Raw genomic sequence first — 24,785 nt, 5'->3', positions numbered from 1 at the left:
GTGCTTCCAAAGATACATCTTGTTTAAAGATTTGGATAAAAAAAAAGCCTCAAATTGAGACTTTTTAACTATTCTTTATGTGTTTTTTTAATATTCATCCTCATTCCAAAGATAATCTTCATCTGTAGGATAGTCCGACCAAATTTCTTCAATTGAGTCATAAGAGTCTCCTTCATCTTCGATAGATTGTAAGTTTTCCACAACTTCTAAAGGGGCTCCTGTTCTAATAGCGTAATCTATAAGCTCATCCTTTGTTGCTGGCCAAGGTGCATCACTTAAATAAGATGCGAGTTCTAAAGTCCAATACATTTCTTACGTGTTTAATTTTGTGCAAAAATAAATTTTTAGTTTAAACGAGCAAGAAAAAAATGAATTATTTCATGTTCATTAGGTTTTTTCTTTCTTTTTAAACTTAAAAGAAGGGCAACTTCTATATATTATAGGGTTAAAATGAGTAAAAATCTCATTAAAAATCATCTCAAATTTTTAGTAAGATTTTTTAAAGGCATTTATCATGAATTATAAGAACGTCTTTGTGTTTTACGCAACGCCCATCAAACAAATAAAGGTTGCGATTAAAGCGTTTAATTTAAATCGATTCATTTTCATTTTTTTTGGGAATCCACTTAATTTCTTGAGCTCTTAAATCATAAGACAACTTTCGTGCCAACACAAAAAGGTAGTCAGATAGACGGTTAAGATAGGTTAAAGTATAGGTCTCAATAGCTTCTGTTTCATTAAGTTGTGATACGAGTCGTTCTGCTCTTCGACAAACGCAGCGTGCTATGTGACAGAATGACACAGATTGATTTCCCCCCGGTAAAATAAAATGGGTCATTTCGGGTAAGGCTTCATTCATCATGTCCATTTCATGCTCAAGTCGTTCTATATCTTCAATCGAAATTTTGGGTATAGTTAGCCGCGCTTTACCATTTTTTAAAGTGGACTTTTCGGGATCGGTGGCTAACTCGGCTCCTATAGTGAATAAGCGGTCTTGAATACCAATAATCAAGTCGATATAATCTTGATGAATGGGTTGGTCTCGTATCAAACCTAAATAAGAGTTGAGTTCATCCACTGTGCCATAGCTTTCAATTCTGATATGGTGTTTTGGAACTCTGGTGCCTCCAAATAAAGACGTCGTGCCTTTATCGCCTGTTTTAGTATAAATTTTCATGTTTTTATGTGTTTGATGGCTTTTGTGCCTATCATCTTTATTGAAATAAGAAATAGATTTATGGTTAATAAGTTATGAAATGAAAACGACTTACTATTTTTAATACATATGGTAAATTGACGTTTTACAGAAAATTAGCTTTTTGTTAACACAAATATCCTATTTTAGCCACAAATCAAACAACAAACATTTAAAATTTATGAAAAAAATCACTTTTTTATTATTGACACTTAGTACATCTTTTTACATGTACGGTCAATCTTTTAACGGGTTTCTCACCGATAACTATAGTGGTGTGAATAGTGTAATCTTAAATCCGGCTAATATTGTAGACTCTCGTTTTAAAACCGATATCAATCTTGTAGGTGTCAGCACATTTGTGGGTAACGACTACACAGGTGTTAATTTTATGGATGCCGTAAAAGGGGATTTAGATTTTGATGAGGACGCATACACTTATCCGACGGATAATAACAATGGATTATTAAATGTGGATGTTTTAGGGCCTGCTTTCATGTTTAATTTAACCGAAAACAGTTCTTTAGCCATATTTACAAGGGCTAGAGGTTTTTTTTCAGCTCATAATGTTAACGGAAATCTTATCGATAACTTTGATAGTGATGATAGCGAAGATGTTTTTGTTGATGCTGGAAATTTAATTACCATAGGTCATGCATGGGGCGAGCTGGGTGTTACTTATGCTCAAGTAATTATAAACGATCGTACCAAGTTTTTAAAAGGAGGTTTAACCGTTAAGTATTTGCAAGGTGGTGGATCTGCTCGTATAAATGGCAATAATGTTACCGTTGATTATGATGCCGATGGTGCTGGACCAGATAAAGGAACCATTTCTACAACAGGAGAATTAACTTATGCGGCCTTCGATTTGTCTTTTGACGAAGATGGCTATGACTATGAATTGCCAAAAGCTTCGGGCGTAGGATTCGACCTAGGATTTGTTTACGAATGGCGTAGTAATTATCCTAACTATCAACAAACAAACGCCAAAGGCGAAACACATTATCTAAAAGATAAAAACAAATACAAACTGAAGTTAGGTTTATCTATCACCGATATAGGAGGTATCAATTACAAGGATGGTATTGAAGAAACTTTTGATATTACTAAGGCCAATGTAAATGAAGAAGATTTACAAGACGACTTTGATAATGCTGATAACATGGAAGATTTTTTAAATAGTTACTATACTAATGTGAATTCAACAAGAGGTTATAAAGTAAATTTACCAACGGCCTTACATTTTAATGCCGATTGGAGTTTTACTAATCATTTTTATTTGAATTTAAACACCGATTTATCGCTTGTTTCAAAAGAAAAAGTAAGTGCCACCCGTATAGCTAACACCGTTTCTTTAACACCGCGTTTTGAATCTAAATTTTTTAGTTTTTATCTACCCGTTGGGTTTGTGCAGTATAGTGGATTTCAAGCTGGAGCTGGTCTTAGAGCAGGGCCTTTATATCTTGGTTCAGGATCTGTATTATCGGCATTAGTGAGTGATAATAGCAAGGCGGCCGATGTGTATGCTGGTGTAAAAATTCCTATTTACCAAGGTCGTTCTAAAGATAGCGATAATGATGGTGTTATTGATAAGCTTGATGCATGTCCTAAAATAGCAGGTCCAATTGAAAACAACGGTTGTCCATGGGGTGATGCTGATGCCGATGGTGTTCTTGATAACGTTGACGCTTGTCCTAAAGAGGCTGGTCCAGAAGAGAATAAAGGTTGCCCTTGGGGAGATGCCGATAGTGATACTATTCCTGATAATGAAGATGCGTGTCCATCAGTTGAAGGACCAATTGAAAATAATGGTTGCCCATGGCCTGATAACGATGCCGATGGTGTTTTAGATAACGTTGATAACTGTCCGGAAATAGCCGGAACCGTTGCAAATAATGGGTGTCCGCCACCAGCTCCAAAAGTAACAGATGCTGTATTGAAAACTTTAAACGCTTATGCCAAAACCATCTTATTTCATAATGGTAAAGCAACGGTTTTAGATGAATCTAAATCTGTTTTAGACAACATCGTAGCTATTTTACATGAGTATCCAGACTCTCATTTCTCAATTGATGGTCATACCGATAGTTCAGGGTCTGACGCCTTAAATCAGAGATTATCTGAAGAACGCGCCAGTACAGTAATGACTTACTTCATTGAACATGGTGTGAGTTCCGATCGTTTAACACATAAAGGCTATGGTGAAACCAGACCTATCGATGATAATGCAACTAAAGAAGGAAGACGAAACAATAGAAGGGTAGAAGTGACTCTTGTAAAGTAGTCATCCTTATTAGAATTATATTTTAAAAGCCTGTAAAAATAAATGTTACAGGCTTTTTTTTTGATTTGTATCTACTGAAATATAGGAGGTAACTATTCAATTACTTCTTCAAATTTTTAATCCTTTGCAATAAAGTAGGGTGAGAATAATGCATAAAAACATAAGCAGGATGCGGTGTTAAATTGCTTAAACTGTTTTTTGATAACTTTTTTAATGAAGTTATTAAAGGTTCTGCTTTGAAAGTGTTTTTCGCATAATCATCCGCTTGGTATTCAAATTTTCTTGAAAATAAATTCATAATAAGTCCTGTTGCTTCTGAAATTGGTGCATATAGCAATCCGAAGGCAATTAAACCAATATGAAAGCTTGGGGTTTCTACACCTAAAGCATTTGATAGTAAGGGGTTTGATATGAATAAAGATAAGATGTATAATGTAATGCCTGTTAAAAGGATAGAAGCAAACAAATTAAAAATGATATGTTTCTTTTTATAATGACCTACTTCATGGGCTAAAATAGCAACAATTTCATCTTCTTCTAAATCATTAATTAACGTATCGTACAACGTAACGCGCTTCTCACTACCAAAACCCGAAAAATAAGCATTGGCTTTCGTGCTTCGTTTGGAGCCATCAATAACGAATATTTTATCGAGTTTAAAACCTACGGTTTCAGCGTATTTTGAGATGCGATTTCTTAAACTTCCAGCTGCTAAAGGTGTTTGTTTATTGAATAAAGGCACGATTAATTTTGAATAAAACATATTCATAAATAGGGTGAATATGGCCATAAGGCCCCAGGTATATAACCAAAACTGTGCGTCCGTAACTTGGTAAAACCAGATGATGAGTGCTAAAATACCTCCTCCGAGTATGGTCATCATTAACCAGCCCTTTAGTTTATCTAAAAAGAAAAGCTTTTTAGTGGTTTTATTGAATCCAAACTTTTCTTCAATAACGAAAGTGCTGCAGTAGGAAAACGGTGTGGTTAAAATATCGCTGCTAATCATAATAATGCCGAAGAAAATAAGGGCAATAATGATAGGATTTTCACTAAAACCACGAGCTATTTGGTCTACATATACAAATCCGTCAAGTCCTAAAAAAGCTAAGGTTAAAACAATAGAAAAAGATGAGGTTAATAAATCAAACTTATAGTTGGTGGCTTTATATTTTTGAGATTTTTTGTAGGCCTCTGCGTCATAAACGTCTTCCAGCTCCTTAGGGAGTTTGTCGTTGTAATGTTTGGCATTTAAAGCATCTAAAATTTTATCTACTATAAAATTGATGATAATAATAGCAATAATGATATAAAAAAGGATTTGTGCGGTCATTTAAAGAGGTGATATTAGAGGTAGATTTGTTTCAATGTTTTTGGTGTGGTAAATTGACTATTGGTAGTTGACTGTTGTTATTTTTAACCATATAATCGCAAGATCAAAGTTTTAATTTGTAGTTTTCTTTAAACTGTTAACTGTTAACTGTTAACTGTTCACCGTTCAGTTAAACCCGCGTTGGCGTTTTGCTTCAAAAATTAAAATGCCTGCCGCAACTGAAACGTTCATGGAATCGATAGCACCCTGCATAGGAATAATAATATTTTGAGTTGCATTTTCTCGCCATTCTGCACTAAGGCCAGTTGCCTCGGTGCCTACAACTATAGCTGTGGGTTTTGTGAAATCCTGCGTGTGATAGGGTTCCGACGCTTGTAGTGCAGCACAATAAATGTGAATGCCTTCAGATTTTAAAAACTTAATAATTTCAGAGGTGCTTCCCGTTGCAATGGTATTGGTAAATACACAACCAACGCTAGAGCGAATGATATTCGGGTTGTGTAAATCCGTTTTCGGATTGGCAATAATAACAGCGTCTACGTTTGCTGCATCAGCAGTTCTAAGTATAGCACCAATGTTCCCAGGTTTTTCAGGAGCTTCAGCAATTAAAATTAAAGGACTTTTTGTGTTGAATTTTAAAGCGTCTAGCTGATGTGACTTGGATTTAGCTACAGCTAAAATTCCTTCCGTAGTTTCTCTGTAGGCCAGTTTTTGATACACTTCCTTTGATATTTCTATCAGATCAACGCCTTCAGCGTTAAGCGCTTCTACACGTTCTAAAGGATGTAATTCAGGGTTGAATAGGATGGTATCAATGTCATATCCGCCTTGTAGGGCTAACATAATTTCACGAGCGCCTTCTATTAAAAAAAGACCTGTTTTACGTCGTTCTCGAGACTTTTCTTTTAATTGGAAAAGTTGTTTTACAAACGAATTTTGTATGCTGGTAATGGCTTTCATATTTGAAGAACAAAAGTAAAGGATTTTATGTAATTAATCCGAAATGACCGGGTCAAAACAAGAAACCTATTAAAACATAACATGAAAAAAATTATTTACTTATTTGTAGCACTTGCTTTTTGGAATTGTAAAGATGAGAAAAAAGAAACTGTAGCAACACCTGTAGAGACAGAAACTAAGGAAATAGCTAAAGAAAAGACATATCCTGAAGCTTTAGAAAAAATATTTGAAGTTCACGGAGGCTTAGATCTATGGAAAAGTATGCGATTTCTAGAATTTACCATGTAAAAAATGGTGTTAAAGAGGTGACTTCAACCGATTTATGGAACAGAAAGTCCTTAATTGAAACTCCAGATCACGCTTTGGGTTATGTTGGGAAACAAGTTTGGTTACAGAATAAGCATGATGCCGAATACAAAGGAAAACCTAAATTTTACTATAACTTGATGTTCTACTTTTATACCATGCCCTTTATTTTATCTGATGATGGCATTATTTATAGTGATATCGAACCTTTGGTTTTTGAAGGTAAAACCTATCCAGGGATAAGAATAGGATACCAAAGTGGTGTAGGGGAGTCTCCAGAAGATGAATATGCTATTTACTACAACCCTGAAACTTATAAAATGGAATGGTTAGGTTATACCGTAACTTTCTTTACCCAAGAAAAGGCTAAAGAATGGCATTTTAGAAAATACAGTGAGAGGATGAATGTGGAAGGTTTGTTATTACCTAAAACAATTGTGAGGTATGAATATGAAAACAACTAACCTACAACCGTACATAGCGAAAACCATTTTGAAAACGTAAAAGTTTCAAAAGAAAAACCGAATCAGGAATTATTTGCAATGCCTGAAAATGCTCAAGTTATAGAGTAAATTATAAACTATTTTTCTCAAAATAGTTAACTAAAAGCGCAACGACATAGTTATAACTTTGCATGCCTTTACTTTGTTTGTTGGCTATTAAAAAACCGTTGTAAAAAGTTTTAAAAAGAGGTTCGGCTGGATTTTGGTGTTTCTTCCAAAACTCACGAACCTCTTTGTAGTTTTTAAGAATACCAGGATTTACAGTTTTTTCCATCCTTTCAAAAACATCGGGGTCGCGTCTATAAATCTCATTTAAGCAAAAACGCAGTCCAAAGGTATAACCTGTATATTGAATGTAAGGATCTGGGTGTTTTATAGCTGCCATGCTTCCTATAAAATTGGCTTCATTTTCGGCAGCATAACCTAATTGATGCGCGATTTCGTGCGTGGTAGTTGTCGAAAGTTTATAAATAGGAATGAGTCCGTCTACCTGTGCTTCATTTGTAAACGGATTTAAATACCCGCTAAACCCCATATAGGTTAGAGGGTAGCTGAATAAAGATTGTTTCACGCTTCGTGGATGATAGGCTAAATGAGGAAAAGTTTCCTTTAAATATTTATATCCTTCGGGAGCCTTTTTAAATAATTCCGATTTATTATAAGGCATCTCAACTTTTAAAGTGTCATTATTCGTGATTTTAATATGAATGGCATTCGACTTTTTGATGAGTCTTTCTGTGAAACTTATCAGTTGCTCTGTAGTGTAATCATGTTCAAGTTCTAAGCTTTTGTGAAGCGGTTGTCGGTAGTAGTTTAAGCCCCAAAACACATGAAAAACAAAGTAGAAAATAGAGAGTGTTGCAAAAATATCAATAAGCCAATTTTTGGTGTCTAGGCGTAAACGTTTTCTGTTTAAAACTAACCAGCGTACCCCATAAATTATAGTTAAAGCATAAATCAAATCACCAAATGAAAAAGGAATCCACCCTAAAATATAACGTGATAGTTTGGAGATTAATGTGTAGAACGCTTTGCTGTAGTAGGTCTCAACAAAATCCGGGTAATTGGAAAGTATTCGAATAATGATAATTTGAGGAAATAAAGCAAGTGCTATGATTGTTTTTTTTTCTTTTAGCATCATCAAAAATAGTAAAAAAATAGAGCATTTAATTTTCAATTTTTAAAGTTTTTATAAGGTTAAACTTTGTTAAATCTTAAATATTACAGAATCATTAAGATGCTGAGGTCGCCCCATTTTTCTATCTTTGACGGATAAAATAATCACAAAATGAACACAGAAATAAGACAATTAGAACCTCAAGCCCTTTGGAATAAATTTGCAGATTTAAATGCAGTACCACGACCTTCTAAAAAAGAAGAGAGGGTTATTGCTTTTATGAAAGCTTTTGGTGAAAATTTAGGTCTTGAAACATTGGTTGATGCCGTTGGTAATGTGATTATTAAAAAGCCAGCTACCTCTGGTATGGAAGATCGTGTAACCGTTGTGATGCAATCGCATTTAGATATGGTGCACCAAAAAAATAACGATACCGACTTTGATTTTGATACACAAGGTATTGATATGTATGTTGATGGCGATTGGGTACGTGCTAAAGGCACGACTTTAGGGGCTGATAACGGATTAGGTGTTGCTACCATTATGGCGATTTTAGAAAGTGATTCTATTGCTCATCCAGCGATAGAAGCTCTTTTTACTATTGATGAAGAAACAGGTATGACTGGTGCCATGGGATTAAAAGGCGGGTTACTTTCTGGAGGTATATTGTTGAATTTAGATACCGAAGAAGACGACGAAATTGGAGTAGGTTGTGCTGGTGGAATTGATGTTACCGCGACACGACAGTATGAAGAAGAAGAAACTTCAGAAATAAAAATAGGCTATAAAATTGAAGTGAAAGGTTTGCAGGGTGGTCATTCAGGTATGCAAATTCATGAAGGCTTAGGGAATGCTAATAAATTGATGAATCGTATTTTACACGATAAATTTGAAGCTTTTGGTTTACGTATTTCATCTATTGACGGCGGAAGTTTGCGTAATGCGATTCCTAGAGAAAGTACGGCTTTTGTGGCTATAGATGCTATGAAGGAGGATGATTTTGTTGCCGAGATTCAGACGCTTGAAACCATTATAAAAAAGGAACTTAAAACCATGGAGCCCGATTTAAGTATCACAGCTTCAAAATGTGAAACGCCGGAAAAGGTTATGGATTTAATGACCCAAGAGGGATTCACAAGAGCTATGTATGCGGCAATAAATGGTGTGTATCGTATGAGTGCTGATATTCCAGAACTGGTAGAAACGTCTAATAATATTGCTAGAGTCATTGTTGAAGATGGTGATATGCATATTGGTTGCTTAACTCGATCTTCTGTAGAAAGTTCTAAAATAGATTTAGTAAATGCTTTACAATCAACTTTCGAGTTGATAGGGTGCGAGGTTGAGGCTTCAGGTGATTATCCTGGGTGGACACCCAACATGGATTCGTCCATTTTAAAAGTGATGACTAAAGTATATGAAGATTTAAATGATGAAAAACCTCATGTTGCCGCTTGTCACGCCGGACTGGAATGTGGTATTTTAGGTCAGAATTACCCAGAAATGGATATGATTAGTTTTGGACCAACCATTAAAGGTGCGCACTCTCCTGATGAACGTGCTCAAATTTCTTCAGTTCAAAAGTATTGGAAGTTTGTTTTAGAAGTTTTAAATAATATTCCTAAGAAGTAAGTTTTTAGGGGCAGCAAGTGCCATGAGGCCTTATTAGGCAAAATTTAGTCTAGATTAGTTCATTAATCGTTCTTTAATGTTAGGTAACAATTTATCTAAATATTTAGGAAAATGGTTAGTAACAATAATAGTGTTTTGCTCAATAGTTACTATATGTTGTGGAGTTGAATTATATTTGCTAGTTTCAAATAGACTTATTGAGTCGAAAAAAGACCAATGTTTATTTAGGTTGTCATAACCTAGGCGATATCTTTCTTCAACTTCAGCGTCTGGTACAAAATGACCTCCGTTTTCGAATCTAATAAGAACCCTTTCTTTGGCTATTTGTATGGAGTTAAGACATAAATATACGATTTCAATTCTGTAACCAACGTTCTTAAATTTTTTGGCCCAAAATAGAGGTGTCGAATTAAAATTGGTTTCGTAGCAAAAATTTAAGTTATTTTTAATGGAATGATTTATTGAAGACTCAAGATTTTCTCGAGATAAATTATGAGCCATTACGTCTCTAATATCACTTGGAATCAAAGCGTCGTAATTTGCTTTAAATATCTTATCATAATCATAAGATGTTGTTTCCTTTGGAGTAAAAGCTCTTGAGAATGATGACTTTCCAGATCCATTACACCCTGCAATTATTAATAATTTTGGTTTATCCATTAAATTGAGGGCTAGCTTTAGGATTTTTTGTTGTTTCTCCTTTCGCTAGTTTTTCTTCGTAGACTTTTATTTCCTTAGTGATTCTTGGAAGTTCTTTAGAGAGTCTGCTTTTTAACTCTTCCAAATATTTTAATATGTCTTGTTTTGTGCTCACAGTACAAAGGTAATAAAATTTGATTATTAGCTAAATCAAGTTTTTAGATTTGATAATTGAAATCATTAGTGTCCGATAAAAGATTTAAAAAGCGGGATTTCCAAGATAGGATTTCCCGCTTATTTTGTATCTTGAAGTTATCACACATCCAAGATATGAATAAAAGTAAAAACTTTAGCGGACAACCCATAATCAAACAGGTATTAAATTTCATTTTGCCCAAAGATGTTCATCGGACAGCCAAAAAGCACAACAGCGATCGCTATACCAAAAAGTTTACCACCTATGAGCATTTGGCCACTATGGTATTTACCGTGATCAGTGGCTGTAGCTCACTTCGTGAGGTTTCCAGTATTATGCTTGCCTGCGAGGGAAAGATCAACCATCTAGGACTCACGGACTTTCCAAAACGCAGTGCCTTGTCAGATGCTAACAGGAGAAGAAGCTCTGAAGTATTTGCCGATATTTATCATTTACTCTACAAACGTTACCATCGCTTTTTATCGGACAGCAGACCCTTAGAACCTGCAGTGAAGAACCTTAAAATCGTTGATTCCTCGACCATCCCCCTATTTAGCGACATTCTTAAAGGTGTAGGAAGGAACCCGCTCAACGGCAAAAAGAAAGGAGGTATCAAGATGCATACTATGATAAACGCCATGGAAGACGTTCCTTGTCTGATTAAGTTTTCAAGCGCGGCCACGCACGACCACACCTTTTTAAAAGACCTGGAACTCAAGAAGGGCTCTTATGTGGTTTTTGACAAAGGGTATGTGGATTATGAGCAATACCAAAAATGGACACTGGAAGATGTTTACTTTGTGACTCGGCAAAAGGACAATGCTCGCTATACAAGCCTTGAAGAGTTTGATATCTCCAATAAAGTGGACGATGCTGTCCTAAAGGACGAAAAAATAGGGCTTACGGACAAAAACGGCAACGCTTTTTCCCTGAGGAGAATCGCTTTTTGGCACGAAAAGCACCAAAAAGTTTATGAGTTCATCACTAATAATTATGATCTTGATGCAGACAAAATAGCCGACATCTATAAAAATAGGTGGCAGATTGAGACGATGTTCAAGCGGCTTAAACAGAACTTTCCGCTAAAGTATTTTTTGGGAGACAATCAAAATGCCATCGAAATACAAATCTGGGTCAGTTTGATAATCCAGCTCATTATGCTTGTGATCCAAAGAAAAGCCCAAAGAAACTGGGCTTATTCCAATATGATGTCCGTCATACGATACCATTTGATGACATATATCGATTTGTTCAAATTCCTGAAAAACCCAGAAGCTAATTGGGAAGAGATTACAACCAAAAACATTGGGCAATTAAGCCTTTTTGACCAATAAGGAGGTTCTGTTTTCAAAATAAAGAGTGCGATCAATAAAAAAGGCCAACACCAAAGCTTTTTTAGCTAATTCTGTTTTTTATCGGACAACAATAAATTGAAATAACCCGTTGTGCATTATGATTTAAAAGAAAAAAGTTGTTCATCTTACTGAAAATCAGCAAATTGATTTAACCACAAATCATTAATAATGAACAACTTGAGTGCAAATTACGAAAGAATATTGGAAGTATTAAGAAAAATATCGAAAGAACAACTTTTAAGTTATCAAAGACGACAACCAAAGCTTAGTGATTTAGAACTTATCAGCTTGAGTCTTACTGCCGAATTTATGGGAATAGATAGTGAAAATGACCTTTTTAGAAAACTTCCAGATTCCCTATTATCAAAAATAGAGAGAAGTGTCTACAATAGAAGAAGACGAAAACTAGTTAATAAGCTCAACAGTATCAGGTTAAGCTTAGCTTCCCATTTTAATGATTTGAGATGTAATGGACAAAATGGTTGGTAAATCCTTTCGAAGAGCTTATGTTTATTAGCTTTGAAGCAAATCAAAGGCTTTGAATAAAAAAAATGTAAATTTTGTAATAGCTTACTAACCCATAAATATGGTGTTAGATTAGAAAAACAGCGTTATAAATGTTTGAATTGTAAAAGTGTTTTTACTGGAGGAAAAGAAATTCAAGTAGACTCTCTTTGGGATGAATATACCAGAGGAAAGCAGACCTATTTACAGCTTTCTCAGAAATATGGATGTTCAAAGCGAACTATACAACGTAAACTAGATCTTCATCAAGTAAAGGACGTAGAGATAACACCTAAGAAAGTTATTGTCTTAATGGATACAACATATTGGAGGAGAAGCTTTGGATTAATGCTCTTTAAGGATGCTTACAGCAAGGAGAATCTTCTTTGGTATTACGTCAAATCAGAAACTAACGCTTTGTATATAAAGGGGATTAATGAGCTAAAATCTAAAGGTTTTGAGATTGTTGCTATTGTATGTGATGGTAGAAAAGGCTTGGTTGGTACGTTTAAAGGAATACCTGTCCAGCTCTGTCAATTTCATCAAGTTGCTGCAATAAGAAGATATATAACTAAGAACCCGAAAATGCTTGCTTCAATTGAATTAAAAACGCATGTAGCTATGCTCAAAAATACAGATAAAGAATCTTTCGAAGGAGGATTAAATATGTGGTTTATTAAGTGGGAAAGCTTTTTAAATGAGCGAACTATTAATAATGAAACAGGCAAGAGTCATTTTACCCATAAACGACTTAGGAGTGCGTATAGAAGTCTTAATACGAATATGACATGGTTATTTACATGGTATGATAATTACGATTTAAATATTCCTAATACAACCAATATGATTGATGGGCATTTTTCTGATTTAAAAAACAAACTCAGAAATCATAACGGATTAACCAAACAAAGAAAAATCAAATTTATTAATGAGTTTTTAAAAGCAAAAATAGACGTAAAAGAATAGGTGTTAAAAGACCAACCATTTTGTCCACATGAAAATTAAAGAGTTAAAAGACCAACCATTTTGTCTATTAGGCCGAATTTGAAGATTATTTTGTAGTAGATAGTATGCCTTTAGAAGTTTGTAAATTATCACGCAGTTCTCGTTCAAAGATTTGTAAAGAAAACACTTATGCATTTCCAGATAAAGGTTATTGTACAGCTCAAAGTTCTAATTATTACGGTTATAAACTGCACGCTGTTTGTTCTGTAAATGGTGTCTTTCAAAGTATCGATTTGAGTCCAGCATCTGTACACGATATTAATTATCTTAAAGATATTAAGATGCAAATAAGCGATTGTACATTAATTGGTGATAAAGGCTATTTATCAACAGAAATACAGCTTAACTTGTTTGAAACCTGTAATATAACGCTAAATACACCTATGAGAAGCAATCAAAAAAATTACAAAGTACAGCCTTATGTATTTAGAAAAAAGAGGAAAAGGATAGAAACATTATTTTCACAACTTTGTGACCAATTTATGATAAGACGCAATTATGCTAAAACTTTTGAAGGTTTTAAAACAAGAATCGTAGCTAAGATAACTGCTTTAACAACTATTCAGTATATCAATAAGTTTATTTTTGGGAGAAACATTAATAATATTAAAATTAGCATTATTTAAAATGCACAACGGGTTGAAATAAATTTCTAGAACAAAAAGTGGCCTGAATAAGATTAGTCACGAAACTTAACTTTAGTTGATGACTCCACAATTACACGGTTGACCAAATCAACAAGTAAAAGCGCAAATTAAGGAACCGGATCATACCCTGAACCACCCCAAGGATGACAACTAAAAATTCGCTTTATAGCCAACCAGCCGCCTTTAAAAAAACCATGTTTGGTTAAAGCTTCCTTGGCATATTGAGAGCATGTAGGGTGGAACCTGCAAGTCGCAGGGGTTAAAGGGGAAATAAGTGTTTGATACACTTTTATTAAAAGTAAAAAAGGCGCTATCAGTATTTTTTTAAGCATGCTTATTTACTTTTAATAAAGTGTTTTCTATATAGATAGATGGTATCTTTTTATTGAATTGAAAAAGTCGTGCCGTCTTTGCCGTCTTTGAGCTGAATACCTACTTCAGCCAGTTCATCACGAATTTTATCTGATAAAGCAAAATCTTTATTTGCTCTAGCTTCTTGTCTGAGTTTAATTAAAACATCGACAGCTCCAGAAAGTTTATCGGTTCCAGAATTGTTGCTAGCGTTGTTTTCCAAACCAAGGACATCAAAAACAAAGGTGTTTAAAGTGTCTTTTAAAATGTTTAAATCTTCAGAAGTGAGGGTTTCACTACCTTCTTTAAGCTGATTGATATATTTCGCGGCTTCAAATAAATGAGCGATTAAAATAGGCGAATTAAAATCATCGTTCATCGCATCATAACATTTTTGTTTCCATGATTCAATGTCTAATGATGATGCTTTTGAAGCTTGTATGCTACCTAGCAAATTCATGGCTTCCATCAATCTGTTAAAGCCTTTTTCACTGGCTAATAATCCGTCATCTGTTAAGTCTAATACACTTCGGTAAGATGATTGTGCAATAAAGAAACGAATCACGCTTGGTGCATAAGCTTTACTGAAAAACGTATTATCTCCTGAAAGTAATTCGTGCGGATTCACGGTATTTCCAGTAGATTTAGACATACGCTGCCCGTTTAACTCTAGCATATTGGCATGCATCCAGTAATTTACAGGCGATTTACCTATAGCTGCTTCATTTTGAGCTATTTCGCATTCGTGGTGTGGGAATTTTAAATCCATTCCACCACCGTGAATGTCAAATTGTTCTCCTAAGTATTTGGTGCTCATAGCGGTACACTCTAAGTGCCACCCAGGAAATCCATCACTCCAAGGTGAAGGCCAACGCATAATGTGCTGCGGTTCGGCTTTTTTCCAAAGCGCAAAATCTTGAGGATTCTTTTTATCGCATTGTCCGTCTAAGGTTCGTGTGTTGTGAATTAAATCGTCAAGTTTACGTTTACTCAGCTTACCGTACTCATTAGTTTCATTAAACTTATGGACATCAAAGTACACCGAGCCGTTTACCACATAAGCAAATCCGTTGTCAATAATGTTTTTTATGAGCTCAATTTGTTCGATAATATGGCCCGTAGCGGTAGGCTCTATACTAGGCGGTAAAAAGTTAAACGTATTTAAAATATTATGAAAATCTACGGTGTATCGTTGTACGACTTCCATAGGTTCAATTTGTTCTAAACGCGCTTTTTTTGTGATTTTATCTTCACCAGCGTCAGCATCATTTTCTAAATGTCCGGCATCGGTAATGTTTCTAACATAGCGCACTTTGTAACCCAAATGCTTCAAATAGCGAAAAATCATGTCAAAAGACATAAATGTTCTCACATTACCTAAGTGTACATTACTATAAACCGTAGGACCACAAACATACATGCCGATATGGCCTTCATTAATTGGTTTAAATGTTTCTTTTTTTCCGGATAATGAATTGTAAATCTTTAGAGATTGCGATTGGTATAGCTGCATGCGTATTTAGATAACAAGTTGTTTTTGATGACTGAATTTAAAAGGTAGTGTCTAATTTTATATAGTCTAAAAATTCACGACGGGTACCCATATCTTTAAATTTTCCTCCAAATTCTGAAGTTACGGTGCTACTTTCAATGTCGCGAATACCTCTAGAATTTACACAGAGGTGTTTGGCGTCAATCACGCAAGCTACATCTTTGGTACCTAATACTCTTTGAAGTTCTCTAACGATTTGAATGGTTAAACGCTCCTGTACCTGTGGACGCTTAGCAAAGTAATCTACCACACGATTCATCTTAGATAAACCAACCACAGTTCCGTTAGATATATAAGCGATATGGGCTCTACCTACTATAGGAAGTAAGTGATGCTCGCAAGTTGAGTAAACAGTTATGTTCTTTTCAACTAACATTTCGCCATATTTGTATTTGTTGTCGAAAGTAGAAGCACTGGGTTTTTTAGAAGGGTCTAGGCCTCCAAAAATTTCTTTAACAAACATTTTTGCTACACGGTTTGGAGTCCCTTTTAAGCTGTCGTCGGTTAAATCTAAACCTAAGGTTTCCATAATATGACGCACGTCATCCTTAATAATGTCTATTTTTTCTTCGTTAGACAGTTTAAAAGCATCATTTCGCATTGGCGTATCTTCTGAAGTACCAATGTGTTCTTCTCCTAAGGCGTCAAAATCGTCTAAATTACTATCGAATTTCATCTGTTAATATCTGTTTTTTTTTCAACAATCACAAAAACCATTCTTTGTTATTGCTTTGTTTATAAGCATCTTATGGTAGAATGAGGTGTGATTTGTATTTCAAAAATTAGTTTGCAAAGATAAGCAATTCCGTTTTGTTATACTTGGTGTTGTTAAAATATTAATTTTTTGCTTTAGTCTAACTAACATCCTATTCATTACAAGATGTTTTTAGTATGGATTATGATTAACGTAAAAGACCATTTGAAAGCACGATATAGTTTCAAATGGTCTATGGTATTATGTTTTTTTATGATATTATATGCTGAATCCGAGAGATATTGTAAAATTTTGGTTTTTTCTGTCAATGGAAGCGAAAGGAGATCCACCTCCGTTAAGATTGTAAAGGTTATTTTGATATGATCTTTCAGCCTGATCATAAGTGAAATCTAATTTTGTGTTTCCAAAATTTAAACCAATACCAAAAGAATAGCCGGTTAAATCACTTACCGTTACTCCGTCTTTATAGGGGCTATCTTCATAGCGGTATCCGCCACGTAAGCTGAGTAGGTTTATGACTCTAAATTCTGCGCCTACACGGTAGGTAGATACATCGGTTAAAGCATTTTGGATAACTACATTTTGATCCATAAGATATGTGTCGTAGGACGGGCCAAATGCTGTGTTGGCTAAATTTTGATTGGAATAATCAAAGCTTATGAGTCCGCGTTTCGCAATAATATAGGCTAAACTAGCGGTTATTTTTGACGGTGTTTGAAGCTGGTATCTTGGTAAAACGTTAATAATTCTAGGGTCTACAATTTGTGTAGTCGGTACACCAGAAACATCTCTTTTGGTACTAATGTATTGTGTTGTTTCTTCGTCTATGGAGTACCAAGTGGGTGAATCGTAAACCAGCCCCATTCTAAGATCTGGAGTAATATTATAAATACCTCCTAACTGAAATGAGAAGCCGGCACCTCTAGTAAGTAAACTGTTTCGAAAATTAATGTGGTTTACCACAGATCCTGTGTTATTGTTGTCCTCTAGTAAAGCAGTAGTGCGTTCATAATTAATGAAATGCGAGTTTAGGTTTAGCCCTAAGGATAGTTTGTCTTCAAACTGCGTGGCAAAGTTAAAGGACATTTTGCCATTATATCCTGTAGCTAAGTAGGTGTAGTCGTGGTTGAAATTTCCTGGCTCTACATTTGAAAAATAGGTGGTATTCTCATCATCATCAAATTCAGGGTCTAGAATGTAAGATTCATATGCTAAGAATGCTTGTTGGTTGCCATACCCAAATTGATTTCCTATTTCTCTGTATGCTCGATCTATAGATTCACCTGGTAAGGCCGAAATATCGGCTAAGCGTTGTCCCTCAGCATAATCATAAAAAAAGCGTGCTATGGAATTGCTAAAATCTCCATCGTCATTGGTATTCAGTCCTCTGGCATTCCAAAAATTATTAAAATTGCTGGTTTTTTCGTAATTAAAAGACAAGGCGAATTTTTTCCATTTCGAATAACTGTTTCTATTAACAAATATTAAAGCGGCTCCTCCTTGGTCGATGCCAAAATGAGAGTCGTTAGTATTTGTGTATTCATTAAAATAATCAGTTTCATTTTTTACATTGGTGTTAGATCCTGTAAACGTAATGTTACTGTGGCTAAAAATAGCAGAACCAGCAGGATTTAAACTTACAGCACTCATATCACCACCAAGGGCGCCAAAAGCACCGCTTAAGGCTCTAAAGCGCGCAGTTCCCCGGGTTTCATTTTGCGAATATCTTAAAGCATCAGTAATATCTTGAGCATAAATACTTGTAAATGTGAAAGCGCTTAAGAGTAGTAAACTAAACTTTTTCATATATGTTATTGATTTAAGAACATGAATTAACCAAATAAACCGATTCGAACCCGGTTTATTTGGTTAATTTGTATTGTTATTTTATGTTATCGTCTTCTTCCTCCCCCAGATGAAGAGCTTCTACTTGAACCACCGGAAGATCTCATGGAGCTTCCACTACTTCGTGAACTCGAATTCGAATTATAATTAGTGCTTCTTGAAGTAGAGCTGTTATTATAGTTCGTAGAATTAGATTTTGAAGGTTGTTTGTAAACCGAACTTGAACTTCTTCTAGTTGTAGCATTCGAAGACCTTCTGGTCGAATTGTTTGAAGGTGTTCGTGTTGTTGTTGAAGATCGTCTTGTTACACCTGTTTGAGAAGGTGTTCTATTGGTATTATAACTCCTTCTGGTCGTTGTTTGTGAATTTCCATTTGCAGTACTACTTCTTCGTGTTGAGTTGTATTTTGAAGTAGTTCCTGCCGAACTGCGTCTTGTGGAGTTAGAAGCATTGATGTTATTTCTTGTGTAAGAACTTCTTCTTGAAGCATTGGTTCCAGAGTAATAATTTCTTCCATAACTGCCTCTACGTGTAGCGCTGTAGGAGTAATACCTGTTGTTTCTGTATCTAGGGTAGCCCCATCCGTAACCAGGATAACCCCATCCGTATCCTGGGTATCCCCAGCCATAACCAGGATAGCCCCATCCGTAGCCAGGATAACCCCAACCATAACCAGGATAACCCCAGCCTCCATAACCATAACCCCATCCAGAGTAAAAACCAAAGCCCCAACCGGTACCCCAGTTATTCCAGCCGTTATCGATGTAGTTTACTGTAACACTGCTGTTGTTTTGTCCCCAGCCTGCATAACCTTGATAATTATCAACTAAGGAGTCGTTTTCTACGTAAGCGGAATTTTCGTAAGCATCAATATCTGTGAAAATAGTAGGGTCTTCATTAAAATTTTCAGCTTCTATAGATTTTGTTTTGAAGTAATTCTCATAATAATTATTATCATTTGGGACTTCATTAGTTCGTTGTTGCGATTGAGCAACAGTGCCACCGTAAATACCATCATTGCTTGCGCCAACATATTCGTAAGAACCGCAAGAAGCCAATACAATGGCTAACCCAAATAGGCTTGCTAACGGTGCTTTTCTTTTTAAGTATTTAATAAATTGCATATCTCTAAATTTTATTGTTGGACATTACAAAAATAGTTAGTTTTGCTGAACTATTTTTATATTTAACTTAGGTACAACATTTGTGCCAAAAAAAACTTATGGGTAAAAAACTTACTAGTAGAGCAGAAGATTATTCGAAATGGTATAACGAATTGGTTGTCAAGGCTGACTTAGCAGAGAACTCTGCAGTTAGAGGATGTATGGTTATCAAACCTTACGGTTATGCAATATGGGAAAAAATGCAAGCAGAATTGGATAAAATGTTTAAGGAAACAGGACATCAAAATGCTTATTTTCCGTTGTTTGTCCCTAAGAGCTTATTTGAAGCAGAAGAAAAAAACGCTGAAGGTTTTGCTAAGGAATGTGCTGTTGTAACCCATTATAGATTACAAAATGACCCAGATAAGCCAGGTAAATTACGCGTAGACCCAGAAGCTAGGCTAGAAGAGGAGCTTGTTGTTAGGCCTACAAGTGAAGCCATAATATGGAATACCTTTAGGGGTTGGGTACAATCGTATAGAGATTTACCTTTATTAATTAACCAATGGGCTAACGTGGTGCGTTGGGAAATGCGAACCCGTTTATTTTTACGTACCGCAGAGTTTTTATGGCAAGAAGGACATACGGCTCACGAAACTAAAAAGGAAGCTTTAGATGAAGCGGCTCTAATGAATAATGTATACGCCACTTTTGCCGAGAAATTTATGGCCATTCCAGTAATTCAAGGTTTGAAAACGGAAAGTGAGCGTTTTGCCGGGGCTGATGAAACCTATTGTATTGAAGCATTAATGCAAGATGGAAAAGCGTTGCAGGCAGGAACGTCACATTTCTTAGGACAGAATTTCGCAAAGGCCTTCGATGTGAAGTTTGCCAATAAAGAAGGGAAGCAAGATTATGTGTGGGCCACATCATGGGGTGTTTCAACTCGATTAATGGGGGCCTTGATCATGACACATAGTGATGATAACGGGTTAGTGTTACCACCAAGTTTAGCGCCAAACCAAGTGGTTATTGTTCCCATATATAAGAGTGAGGAAGATTTAAACAATATCACAGAAGTCGCTAACAGTATTTTAACCGACTTAAGAGCTAAAAATATTACGGTTAAGTATGACAACAGAGATACGCATAGACCGGGAGCAAAATTTGCTCAACATGAGTTGCAAGGCGTACCTATTAGAATTGCTATTGGACCAAAAGATTTAGCCAATGGCACTGTTGAGATTGCCCGTCGTGATACTTTAACTAAGGAGGTTGTTAATCTGAATGTTTTAGCTGAAAAAATAGAAAGCTTATTAAAAGAGATTCAAGATGCTTTATTTAATAAAGCTTTAGATTTTAGAAATAGTCATATCACGGAGGTTGATACATTCGAAGACTTTAAAACTGTTTTAGAAACGAAAACAGGTTTTATTTCGGCACATTGGGATGGAACTACCGAAACAGAGGATAAAATAAAAGAATTAACTAAGGCAACAATTAGGTGTGTTCCTTTAGATGCTAAGGAAGAAACTGGAGTTTGTGTTTATTCCGGTAAACCTTCGGCACGTCGCGTGTTATTTGCAAAAGCTTATTAATCAATACTAAAGCAAGTGCTTGAAATTTTTTTTTAAAAAAAAGTTATTTAGCACTTGCGAAAGTGAAAATTAGTTGTACATTTGCACCCGCAATGGAAACATTGTGACAGTTATTTGAAAAATTATTGAGGAGTAAAAAAAATAAAATTTTAGTTGCAGATTTGTAAATTAGTTTTATCTTTGCGCACTCAAAAAAACAAATGGCCCGTTCGTCTATCGGCTAGGACGCCAGGTTTTCATCCTGGTAAGAGGGGTTCGATTCCCCTACGGGCTACAATATTTTAAAGAAAAAGAAAATGGCAAATCATAAGTCAGCATTAAAAAGAATAAGAAGTAACGAAGCTAAGCGCTTAACTAACAAGTATCATCATAAGACAACTCGTAATGCTATCAAAAAATTACGTGAGTTAAGTGATAAGAATGAGGCTGAGACTTTATATCCTTCTGTAGTTTCTATGCTAGATAAATTAGCAAAGAAAAACATTATACATGCTAACAAAGCTGCTAACCTTAAATCTGGTTTAGCAAAGCACGTTGCAGCTCTATAATTCTTTCGACTTAAGATTTTAAAATATATACGAAAGCTTCTCAGAAATGAGAAGCTTTTTTTTTCGCTATATTGAGCTGATTTTAATGTTACAATAGGGGTAAAAAAAGCAGTCAAAATGGAGTGAATTTTATTTTAATACTCTAAATTTGCAGTAATAAAAGTTAATAACACTCATAATATTACCTCTTTGGAAAATTCAAAAGCAATAAAATTAATAGATAAAATTCTTGTTGATTTAGATAACACAGGAATTAATACGGATACTTTAATAAATGATATTAAAGAATTAAGAGCTTACGCTATAGAAGAAGAAGCGCCTTTAGTGGTTAAAGTATTAAGATATACTTACGAGCATATTGAAGCGCATGATTCATTTCTAATTCCTATGTTAGAAGATGATGATGAGTTATTAACAGAGGATGGTGAAGTTGCAGCCCCTGAAGAAGAAGCTGCTGTTGTAGATCCTATAGAAAGTCTTAAATATGTTATTTCGTTAACTAGAAATCTTAAAAATAAAACGAATATAGCCGATTTAAGAGCATATAAAGAGCTCTTATTAGCGTATTAATTTTGGTTTAAGTTATATAATAATATTAAAAGCCCCTTAACGATTAACGTTGAGGGGCTTTTTTATGATTATACAGTATCTTAGTTTGTTATCAAGATAGGACGGATCAAGCACAAAAGTTGGGGAGTATTTAAAAAAAGAAGATCTTTGAATAAAAATTTTTAATGTCATCAGATTCATTATTAGCCATAGCCAATTTATTACTTCCAGAAATACTTATGAAGTATTTTGATTTGGACAAGCACGAAATTAAAGGAGAAGCACTACATTTTTATTTTACAGAACTAAACACGATTCCCGAAGAATTTAATGGAACTAAACTTCATTCCAAAGGCTTCTTTTCTGAGGCTACCGTTCAAGACTTCCCTATACGAGGTAAAAATGTTTACCTTCATATAAAACGCCGCAGATGGCTGAATAAGCAAACCAATGAAGTGGTTCATAGAGATTGGAATTTAGTAGCACAGGGAACACGGATGACCGCCGAGTTTGCTGATTTTTTAAAAGAAATTAGTCCATACTAAAGCTACGGATTGCCACACCATTGGATTTTTCTACGGTGTTAACGGCAAGAAACTGCAACGCCAGTACAAAGATCACTTAAGTGATTTTAAATCTTGGGATCAAAAAGCCCATGCAAAAGATTGGCTATTGTACCCTGAGAATCTAGGAAGCTACCTATCGCTTGACGAAACCGCTTTTTGCAATGGCGAACTCTACACCATCTTAACCAATAAAGATGCCAAAGGAAAGAAAGGCTCTATAGTAGCTATAGTTAAAGGAACTAAAGCTGAAACAGTGATAAAAATACTTCATGAAATTCCTTTAAAACAAAGAAATAAAGTTAAAGAAGTGACTCTGGATATGGCAGGAAACATGGGACTCATTGTTAAAAAATCATTCCCCAATGCCTGCTTAGTTATAGACCGTTTTCATGTGCAGAAATTAGCATTGGACGCTTTGCAAGAAATAAGAATAAAACACAGGTGGGAAGCCATCGATTTTGAAAATGATGCCATAGAAGACGCTAGAAGTAAATCTTTAAAATACACACCTGAAATACTTCCAAACGGAGATACATTAAAACAACTACTGGCAAGAGGAAGATATTTACTCTATAAGCCAAGCAACAAGTGGACTGAAAACCAAGCTAAAAGATCAGTGATACTATTTAAACACTATCCTGATATAGAAAAAGCATACAAACTATGCCAGAACTTATCTTGGATTTTTAACAATACTCAGGATAAAACTTCCGCACTAACACGATTAGCTAAATGGGATGAAAAAGTTAGACAAGCAGCCTTTAAAAGCTTTAATACTATATCCAGAACCATGTCTGTTCACTATCAAAACATTCTAAACTATTTTGATAATAGAAGTACCAACGCTTCAGCAGAAGCTTTCAATGCTAAAATTAAGGCTTTTAGAGCACAGTTCATAGGCGTAAGAGAGTTTATCCAAAATTTTGTGTTTTTGAAAAATAATTTCAAAATTCATAGGTTAAAATAATATAGATTATAACCTGTTTGGAAAACAAATATACAATTGATTGTAAATTTGGCCCCATTTAAATCGTGTTTTCTTCCATTTTTTGCTGATGCTTTGAGCTGCTAAATATATGGATTTCAGTGCTGCATCATCATGAGGAAAGACTTTTTTGTTGCGTGTATATTTTCTTAAACTGGCATTAAAACTCTCAATGATATTGGTAGTATATATAAGTTTTCTAATCTCTTTTGGGTAGTTTAAAAACGCGGTCAAATTATCCCAATTGTTTTCCCAAGACTGTACGGCAGAGAGGTATTTATCTTCCCAATTTTGTTTAAAGACTTCGAAAGCCTCTAAAGCGAATTTCTCATTATCGGCTTGATAAATAGCTTTAATATCGACCATTATTGATTTACGGTCCTTATAGCTCACATATTTTAAAGAGTTTCTAATTTGATGTACGATACATATTTGACGTATACTACCTGGAAAAATAGCTTCTACAGCTTTATCTAATCCAGAGAGGTTATCCGAACACAGAAAGAAGATATCTTTTACGCCTCTAGAGCGCAGATCGTCTAAAATGGACATCCAAGCAGCTGCCTTTTCTGTCTCCACAATACTCATGCTCAAAATATCTTGTTGCCCTTCGGTATTCACCCCTAAAACTATCATACAGGCTTTAGATATTACCTTGCCTTCTTGACGTATTTTATAATGAATAGCATCTATCCAGACAATGGGATATACGTCTTCTAAAGGTCTATTCTGCCATTGTTTGATGTCTTCCAATAATTGATTGGTGATAATGGATACCTGTGATGTGGAATACTGCACTCCATAGGTACTTTCAATAAAATCAATAATATCGCTATTGCTCATACCTTTGGCGTAAAGCAGTTGAATACAATCTTCTAATTCTTGACTAATCGATTGATGTTTGGGGACAATAACAGGCTCAAAGCTCGCTTGACGATCTCTGGGGATTTTGATGCGTTGTTCGCCGTTATGAGTCTTGATAGTTTTCTCTGAGAAACCATTGCGCTGGTTGTTCTCAATTACAGAACCTCCTTTTTGAAACCCTAAGTGGGCAGTCATTTCTGCTTTTAAAAGTGATTCAATACCACGTTTAAGCAACTGTTCCTTGACCTGGTCAAAGTCCTCCTTGTTGCTGATTTTGCCGATCAAGGCGTCTAATTGTTTTTCTAAGTCTGAGTTCATAAAATAAAAATTTAAAAGTAAATTTTTTGCCTATGAATTTCAAAATCATTTTTAAACTAACTAACAGCAAAAACACAAAATAGTTTACAGTCCCGCGTAAGAAACGTAAAATTCT

The 24,785-nt window shown here is 35.1% G+C and carries 23 protein-coding genes, 1 tRNA gene and 3 pseudogenes; 14 read left to right on the top strand and 13 right to left on the bottom strand.

The window, feature by feature from the left end; translation table 11 throughout:
• Positions 1-87: 87 nt before the first annotated feature.
• Positions 88-309 carry a DUF2795 domain-containing protein gene (locus tag C1A40_RS01580; protein WP_019387375.1) on the bottom strand — a complete coding sequence of 74 codons (222 nt, stop codon included), beginning with the start codon at positions 307-309 and terminating at the stop codon, positions 88-90.
• Positions 310-589: 280 nt separating this feature from the next.
• On the bottom strand, positions 590-1,177 hold the full coding sequence (locus tag C1A40_RS01575) for a cob(I)yrinic acid a,c-diamide adenosyltransferase (RefSeq protein WP_102994361.1): 588 nt from the start codon (positions 1,175-1,177) through the stop codon (positions 590-592).
• Positions 1,178-1,376: 199 nt separating this feature from the next.
• Between C1A40_RS01575 and C1A40_RS01570 the strand changes: the two genes are divergently transcribed.
• On the top strand, positions 1,377-3,479 hold the full coding sequence (locus C1A40_RS01570) for a DUF5723 family protein (RefSeq protein ID WP_102994360.1): 2,103 nt from the start codon (positions 1,377-1,379) through the stop codon (positions 3,477-3,479).
• A gap of 100 nt (positions 3,480-3,579) precedes the next feature.
• Here the strand turns inward: C1A40_RS01570 and C1A40_RS01565 are convergent, their stop codons facing one another.
• Together C1A40_RS01565 and C1A40_RS01560 are read right to left on the bottom strand one after the other, a co-directional pair.
• Positions 3,580-4,812 (bottom strand): M48 family metallopeptidase, encoded by a 1,233-nt coding sequence (locus C1A40_RS01565; protein ID WP_102994359.1) that lies wholly within the window; start codon positions 4,810-4,812, stop codon positions 3,580-3,582.
• Between the two features lie 165 nt (positions 4,813-4,977).
• Positions 4,978-5,772, bottom strand: coding sequence for a TrmH family RNA methyltransferase (locus C1A40_RS01560; protein ID WP_102994358.1), 795 nt, complete (start codon positions 5,770-5,772; stop codon positions 4,978-4,980).
• 81 nt (positions 5,773-5,853) lie between these two features.
• On the opposite strand from C1A40_RS01560, the gene C1A40_RS01555 reads away from it, so the two are divergent.
• Both C1A40_RS01555 and C1A40_RS01550 read left to right on the top strand, forming a co-directional pair.
• A complete protein-coding gene (locus tag C1A40_RS01555) occupies positions 5,854-6,060 on the top strand; it encodes a hypothetical protein (RefSeq protein WP_102994357.1) in 207 nt (68 codons plus the stop codon).
• The gene (locus C1A40_RS01550) at positions 6,024-6,542 is read left to right on the top strand and encodes a DUF6503 family protein (RefSeq protein ID WP_102994356.1); all 519 of its coding nucleotides are present in this window, start codon (positions 6,024-6,026) and stop codon (positions 6,540-6,542) included. Before C1A40_RS01555 ends, C1A40_RS01550 begins: the two co-directional genes overlap by 37 nt.
• Before the next feature lie 109 nt (positions 6,543-6,651).
• Here the strand turns inward: C1A40_RS01550 and C1A40_RS01545 are convergent, their stop codons facing one another.
• The gene (locus C1A40_RS01545) at positions 6,652-7,758 is read right to left on the bottom strand and encodes a DUF3810 domain-containing protein (RefSeq protein WP_338418068.1); all 1,107 of its coding nucleotides are present in this window, start codon (positions 7,756-7,758) and stop codon (positions 6,652-6,654) included.
• A 111-nt stretch (positions 7,759-7,869) separates the two neighbouring features.
• On the opposite strand from C1A40_RS01545, the gene C1A40_RS01540 reads away from it, so the two are divergent.
• Positions 7,870-9,330: an aminoacyl-histidine dipeptidase gene (locus tag C1A40_RS01540; RefSeq protein ID WP_102994354.1), complete on the top strand. Its 1,461-nt coding sequence runs from the start codon at positions 7,870-7,872 to the stop codon at positions 9,328-9,330.
• A gap of 54 nt (positions 9,331-9,384) precedes the next feature.
• On the opposite strand, the gene C1A40_RS01535 is transcribed toward C1A40_RS01540, so the two are convergent.
• Entirely contained in the window at positions 9,385-9,990 is a 606-nt protein-coding gene (locus tag C1A40_RS01535) for an ATPase (protein ID WP_102994353.1), read from the bottom strand.
• A complete protein-coding gene (locus tag C1A40_RS18055; protein WP_158651238.1) occupies positions 9,983-10,144 on the bottom strand; it encodes a hypothetical protein in 162 nt (53 codons plus the stop codon). The genes C1A40_RS01535 and C1A40_RS18055 overlap by 8 nt, the downstream gene beginning before the upstream one ends.
• A 155-nt stretch (positions 10,145-10,299) precedes the next feature.
• On the opposite strand from C1A40_RS18055, the gene C1A40_RS01530 reads away from it, so the two are divergent.
• The 4 genes and pseudogenes from C1A40_RS01530 to C1A40_RS01515 all read left to right on the top strand — a co-directional run.
• Positions 10,300-11,499 (top strand): IS4 family transposase, encoded by a 1,200-nt coding sequence (locus C1A40_RS01530; protein WP_102994352.1) that lies wholly within the window; start codon positions 10,300-10,302, stop codon positions 11,497-11,499.
• 189 nt (positions 11,500-11,688) lie between these two features.
• A pseudogene (locus tag C1A40_RS01525) lies at positions 11,689-11,979 on the top strand (IS982 family transposase); the annotation flags it as partial.
• A gap of 102 nt (positions 11,980-12,081) precedes the next feature.
• A pseudogene (locus C1A40_RS01520) lies at positions 12,082-12,990 on the top strand (IS256 family transposase, variant Zn-binding type); the annotation flags it as partial.
• A gap of 74 nt (positions 12,991-13,064) precedes the next feature.
• A pseudogene (locus tag C1A40_RS01515) lies at positions 13,065-13,655 on the top strand (IS982 family transposase); the annotation flags it as partial.
• A gap of 128 nt (positions 13,656-13,783) precedes the next feature.
• On the opposite strand, the gene yidD reads toward C1A40_RS01515, so the two are convergent.
• From yidD to C1A40_RS18050, 5 genes are all read right to left on the bottom strand, one after another.
• The gene (gene yidD, locus C1A40_RS01510; protein ID WP_067148653.1) at positions 13,784-14,008 is read right to left on the bottom strand and encodes a membrane protein insertion efficiency factor YidD; all 225 of its coding nucleotides are present in this window, start codon (positions 14,006-14,008) and stop codon (positions 13,784-13,786) included.
• A 50-nt stretch (positions 14,009-14,058) separates the two neighbouring features.
• Positions 14,059-15,540, bottom strand: coding sequence for a cysteine--tRNA ligase (cysS, locus tag C1A40_RS01505; RefSeq protein WP_102994350.1), 1,482 nt, complete (start codon positions 15,538-15,540; stop codon positions 14,059-14,061).
• A gap of 37 nt (positions 15,541-15,577) precedes the next feature.
• Positions 15,578-16,255: a GTP cyclohydrolase I FolE gene (gene folE / locus C1A40_RS01500; protein WP_068603024.1), complete on the bottom strand. Its 678-nt coding sequence runs from the start codon at positions 16,253-16,255 to the stop codon at positions 15,578-15,580.
• 297 nt (positions 16,256-16,552) lie between these two features.
• Positions 16,553-18,100: an OmpP1/FadL family transporter gene (locus C1A40_RS01495; protein WP_102994349.1), complete on the bottom strand. Its 1,548-nt coding sequence runs from the start codon at positions 18,098-18,100 to the stop codon at positions 16,553-16,555.
• Between the two features lie 86 nt (positions 18,101-18,186).
• On the bottom strand, positions 18,187-19,263 hold the full coding sequence (locus C1A40_RS18050; RefSeq protein ID WP_158651237.1) for a hypothetical protein: 1,077 nt from the start codon (positions 19,261-19,263) through the stop codon (positions 18,187-18,189).
• 98 nt (positions 19,264-19,361) lie between these two features.
• Here C1A40_RS18050 and proS point away from each other — a divergent pair, with 98 nt between their 5' ends.
• The 6 genes from proS to C1A40_RS01460 all read left to right on the top strand — a co-directional run bounded on the left by proS (position 19,362) and on the right by C1A40_RS01460 (position 23,470).
• Positions 19,362-20,840 (top strand): proline--tRNA ligase, encoded by a 1,479-nt coding sequence (gene proS, locus C1A40_RS01485; RefSeq protein ID WP_102994347.1) that lies wholly within the window; start codon positions 19,362-19,364, stop codon positions 20,838-20,840.
• 202 nt (positions 20,841-21,042) lie between these two features.
• A tRNA-Glu gene (locus tag C1A40_RS01480) sits at positions 21,043-21,114 on the top strand.
• A gap of 22 nt (positions 21,115-21,136) precedes the next feature.
• Positions 21,137-21,388 (top strand): 30S ribosomal protein S20, encoded by a 252-nt coding sequence (gene rpsT, locus C1A40_RS01475; protein WP_067148634.1) that lies wholly within the window; start codon positions 21,137-21,139, stop codon positions 21,386-21,388.
• Positions 21,389-21,577: 189 nt separating this feature from the next.
• The gene (locus tag C1A40_RS01470; RefSeq protein ID WP_102994346.1) at positions 21,578-21,958 is read left to right on the top strand and encodes a hypothetical protein; all 381 of its coding nucleotides are present in this window, start codon (positions 21,578-21,580) and stop codon (positions 21,956-21,958) included.
• Positions 21,959-22,122: 164 nt separating this feature from the next.
• Positions 22,123-22,482: an ISAon1 family transposase N-terminal region protein gene (locus tag C1A40_RS01465; protein WP_102994345.1), complete on the top strand. Its 360-nt coding sequence runs from the start codon at positions 22,123-22,125 to the stop codon at positions 22,480-22,482.
• Between the two features lie 19 nt (positions 22,483-22,501).
• Entirely contained in the window at positions 22,502-23,470 is a 969-nt protein-coding gene (locus tag C1A40_RS01460; protein WP_102994344.1) for an ISAon1 family transposase, read from the top strand.
• Positions 23,471-23,476: 6 nt separating this feature from the next.
• Here C1A40_RS01460 and C1A40_RS01455 read toward each other — a convergent pair whose 3' ends face one another.
• Entirely contained in the window at positions 23,477-24,670 is a 1,194-nt protein-coding gene (locus tag C1A40_RS01455; RefSeq protein WP_102994202.1) for an IS256 family transposase, read from the bottom strand.
• Positions 24,671-24,785: the final 115 nt, after the last annotated feature.

Origin of the sequence: Tamlana carrageenivorans, assembly GCF_002893765.1 — a bacterium.
GTDB lineage: Bacteria > Bacteroidota > Bacteroidia > Flavobacteriales > Flavobacteriaceae > Pseudotamlana > Pseudotamlana carrageenivorans.
This window is presented reverse-complemented; position numbering and strand designations above follow the sequence as displayed.

What these genes read in the sequence shown, in the direction of transcription:
- C1A40_RS01580 (WP_019387375.1), bottom strand. Translation starts at nt 309, where the DNA reads ATGTATTGGACTTTAGAACTCGCATCTTATTTAAGTGATGCACCTTGG.
- C1A40_RS01575 (WP_102994361.1), bottom strand. Translation starts at nt 1,177, where the DNA reads ATGAAAATTTATACTAAAACAGGCGATAAAGGCACGACGTCTTTATTT.
- C1A40_RS01570 (WP_102994360.1), top strand. Translation starts at nt 1,377, where the DNA reads ATGAAAAAAATCACTTTTTTATTATTGACACTTAGTACATCTTTTTAC.
- C1A40_RS01565 (WP_102994359.1), bottom strand. Translation starts at nt 4,812, where the DNA reads ATGACCGCACAAATCCTTTTTTATATCATTATTGCTATTATTATCATC.
- C1A40_RS01560 (WP_102994358.1), bottom strand. Translation starts at nt 5,772, where the DNA reads ATGAAAGCCATTACCAGCATACAAAATTCGTTTGTAAAACAACTTTTC.
- C1A40_RS01555 (WP_102994357.1), top strand. Translation starts at nt 5,854, where the DNA reads ATGAAAAAAATTATTTACTTATTTGTAGCACTTGCTTTTTGGAATTGT.
- C1A40_RS01550 (WP_102994356.1), top strand. Translation starts at nt 6,024, where the DNA reads ATGGAAAAGTATGCGATTTCTAGAATTTACCATGTAAAAAATGGTGTT.
- C1A40_RS01540 (WP_102994354.1), top strand. Translation starts at nt 7,870, where the DNA reads ATGAACACAGAAATAAGACAATTAGAACCTCAAGCCCTTTGGAATAAA.
- C1A40_RS01535 (WP_102994353.1), bottom strand. Translation starts at nt 9,990, where the DNA reads ATGGATAAACCAAAATTATTAATAATTGCAGGGTGTAATGGATCTGGA.
- C1A40_RS01530 (WP_102994352.1), top strand. Translation starts at nt 10,300, where the DNA reads ATGAATAAAAGTAAAAACTTTAGCGGACAACCCATAATCAAACAGGTA.
- yidD (WP_067148653.1), bottom strand. Translation starts at nt 14,008, where the DNA reads ATGCTTAAAAAAATACTGATAGCGCCTTTTTTACTTTTAATAAAAGTG.
- cysS (WP_102994350.1), bottom strand. Translation starts at nt 15,540, where the DNA reads ATGCAGCTATACCAATCGCAATCTCTAAAGATTTACAATTCATTATCC.
- folE (WP_068603024.1), bottom strand. Translation starts at nt 16,255, where the DNA reads ATGAAATTCGATAGTAATTTAGACGATTTTGACGCCTTAGGAGAAGAA.
- C1A40_RS01495 (WP_102994349.1), bottom strand. Translation starts at nt 18,100, where the DNA reads ATGAAAAAGTTTAGTTTACTACTCTTAAGCGCTTTCACATTTACAAGT.
- C1A40_RS18050 (WP_158651237.1), bottom strand. Translation starts at nt 19,263, where the DNA reads ATGCAATTTATTAAATACTTAAAAAGAAAAGCACCGTTAGCAAGCCTA.
- proS (WP_102994347.1), top strand. Translation starts at nt 19,362, where the DNA reads ATGGGTAAAAAACTTACTAGTAGAGCAGAAGATTATTCGAAATGGTAT.
- rpsT (WP_067148634.1), top strand. Translation starts at nt 21,137, where the DNA reads ATGGCAAATCATAAGTCAGCATTAAAAAGAATAAGAAGTAACGAAGCT.
- C1A40_RS01465 (WP_102994345.1), top strand. Translation starts at nt 22,123, where the DNA reads ATGTCATCAGATTCATTATTAGCCATAGCCAATTTATTACTTCCAGAA.
- C1A40_RS01455 (WP_102994202.1), bottom strand. Translation starts at nt 24,670, where the DNA reads ATGAACTCAGACTTAGAAAAACAATTAGACGCCTTGATCGGCAAAATC.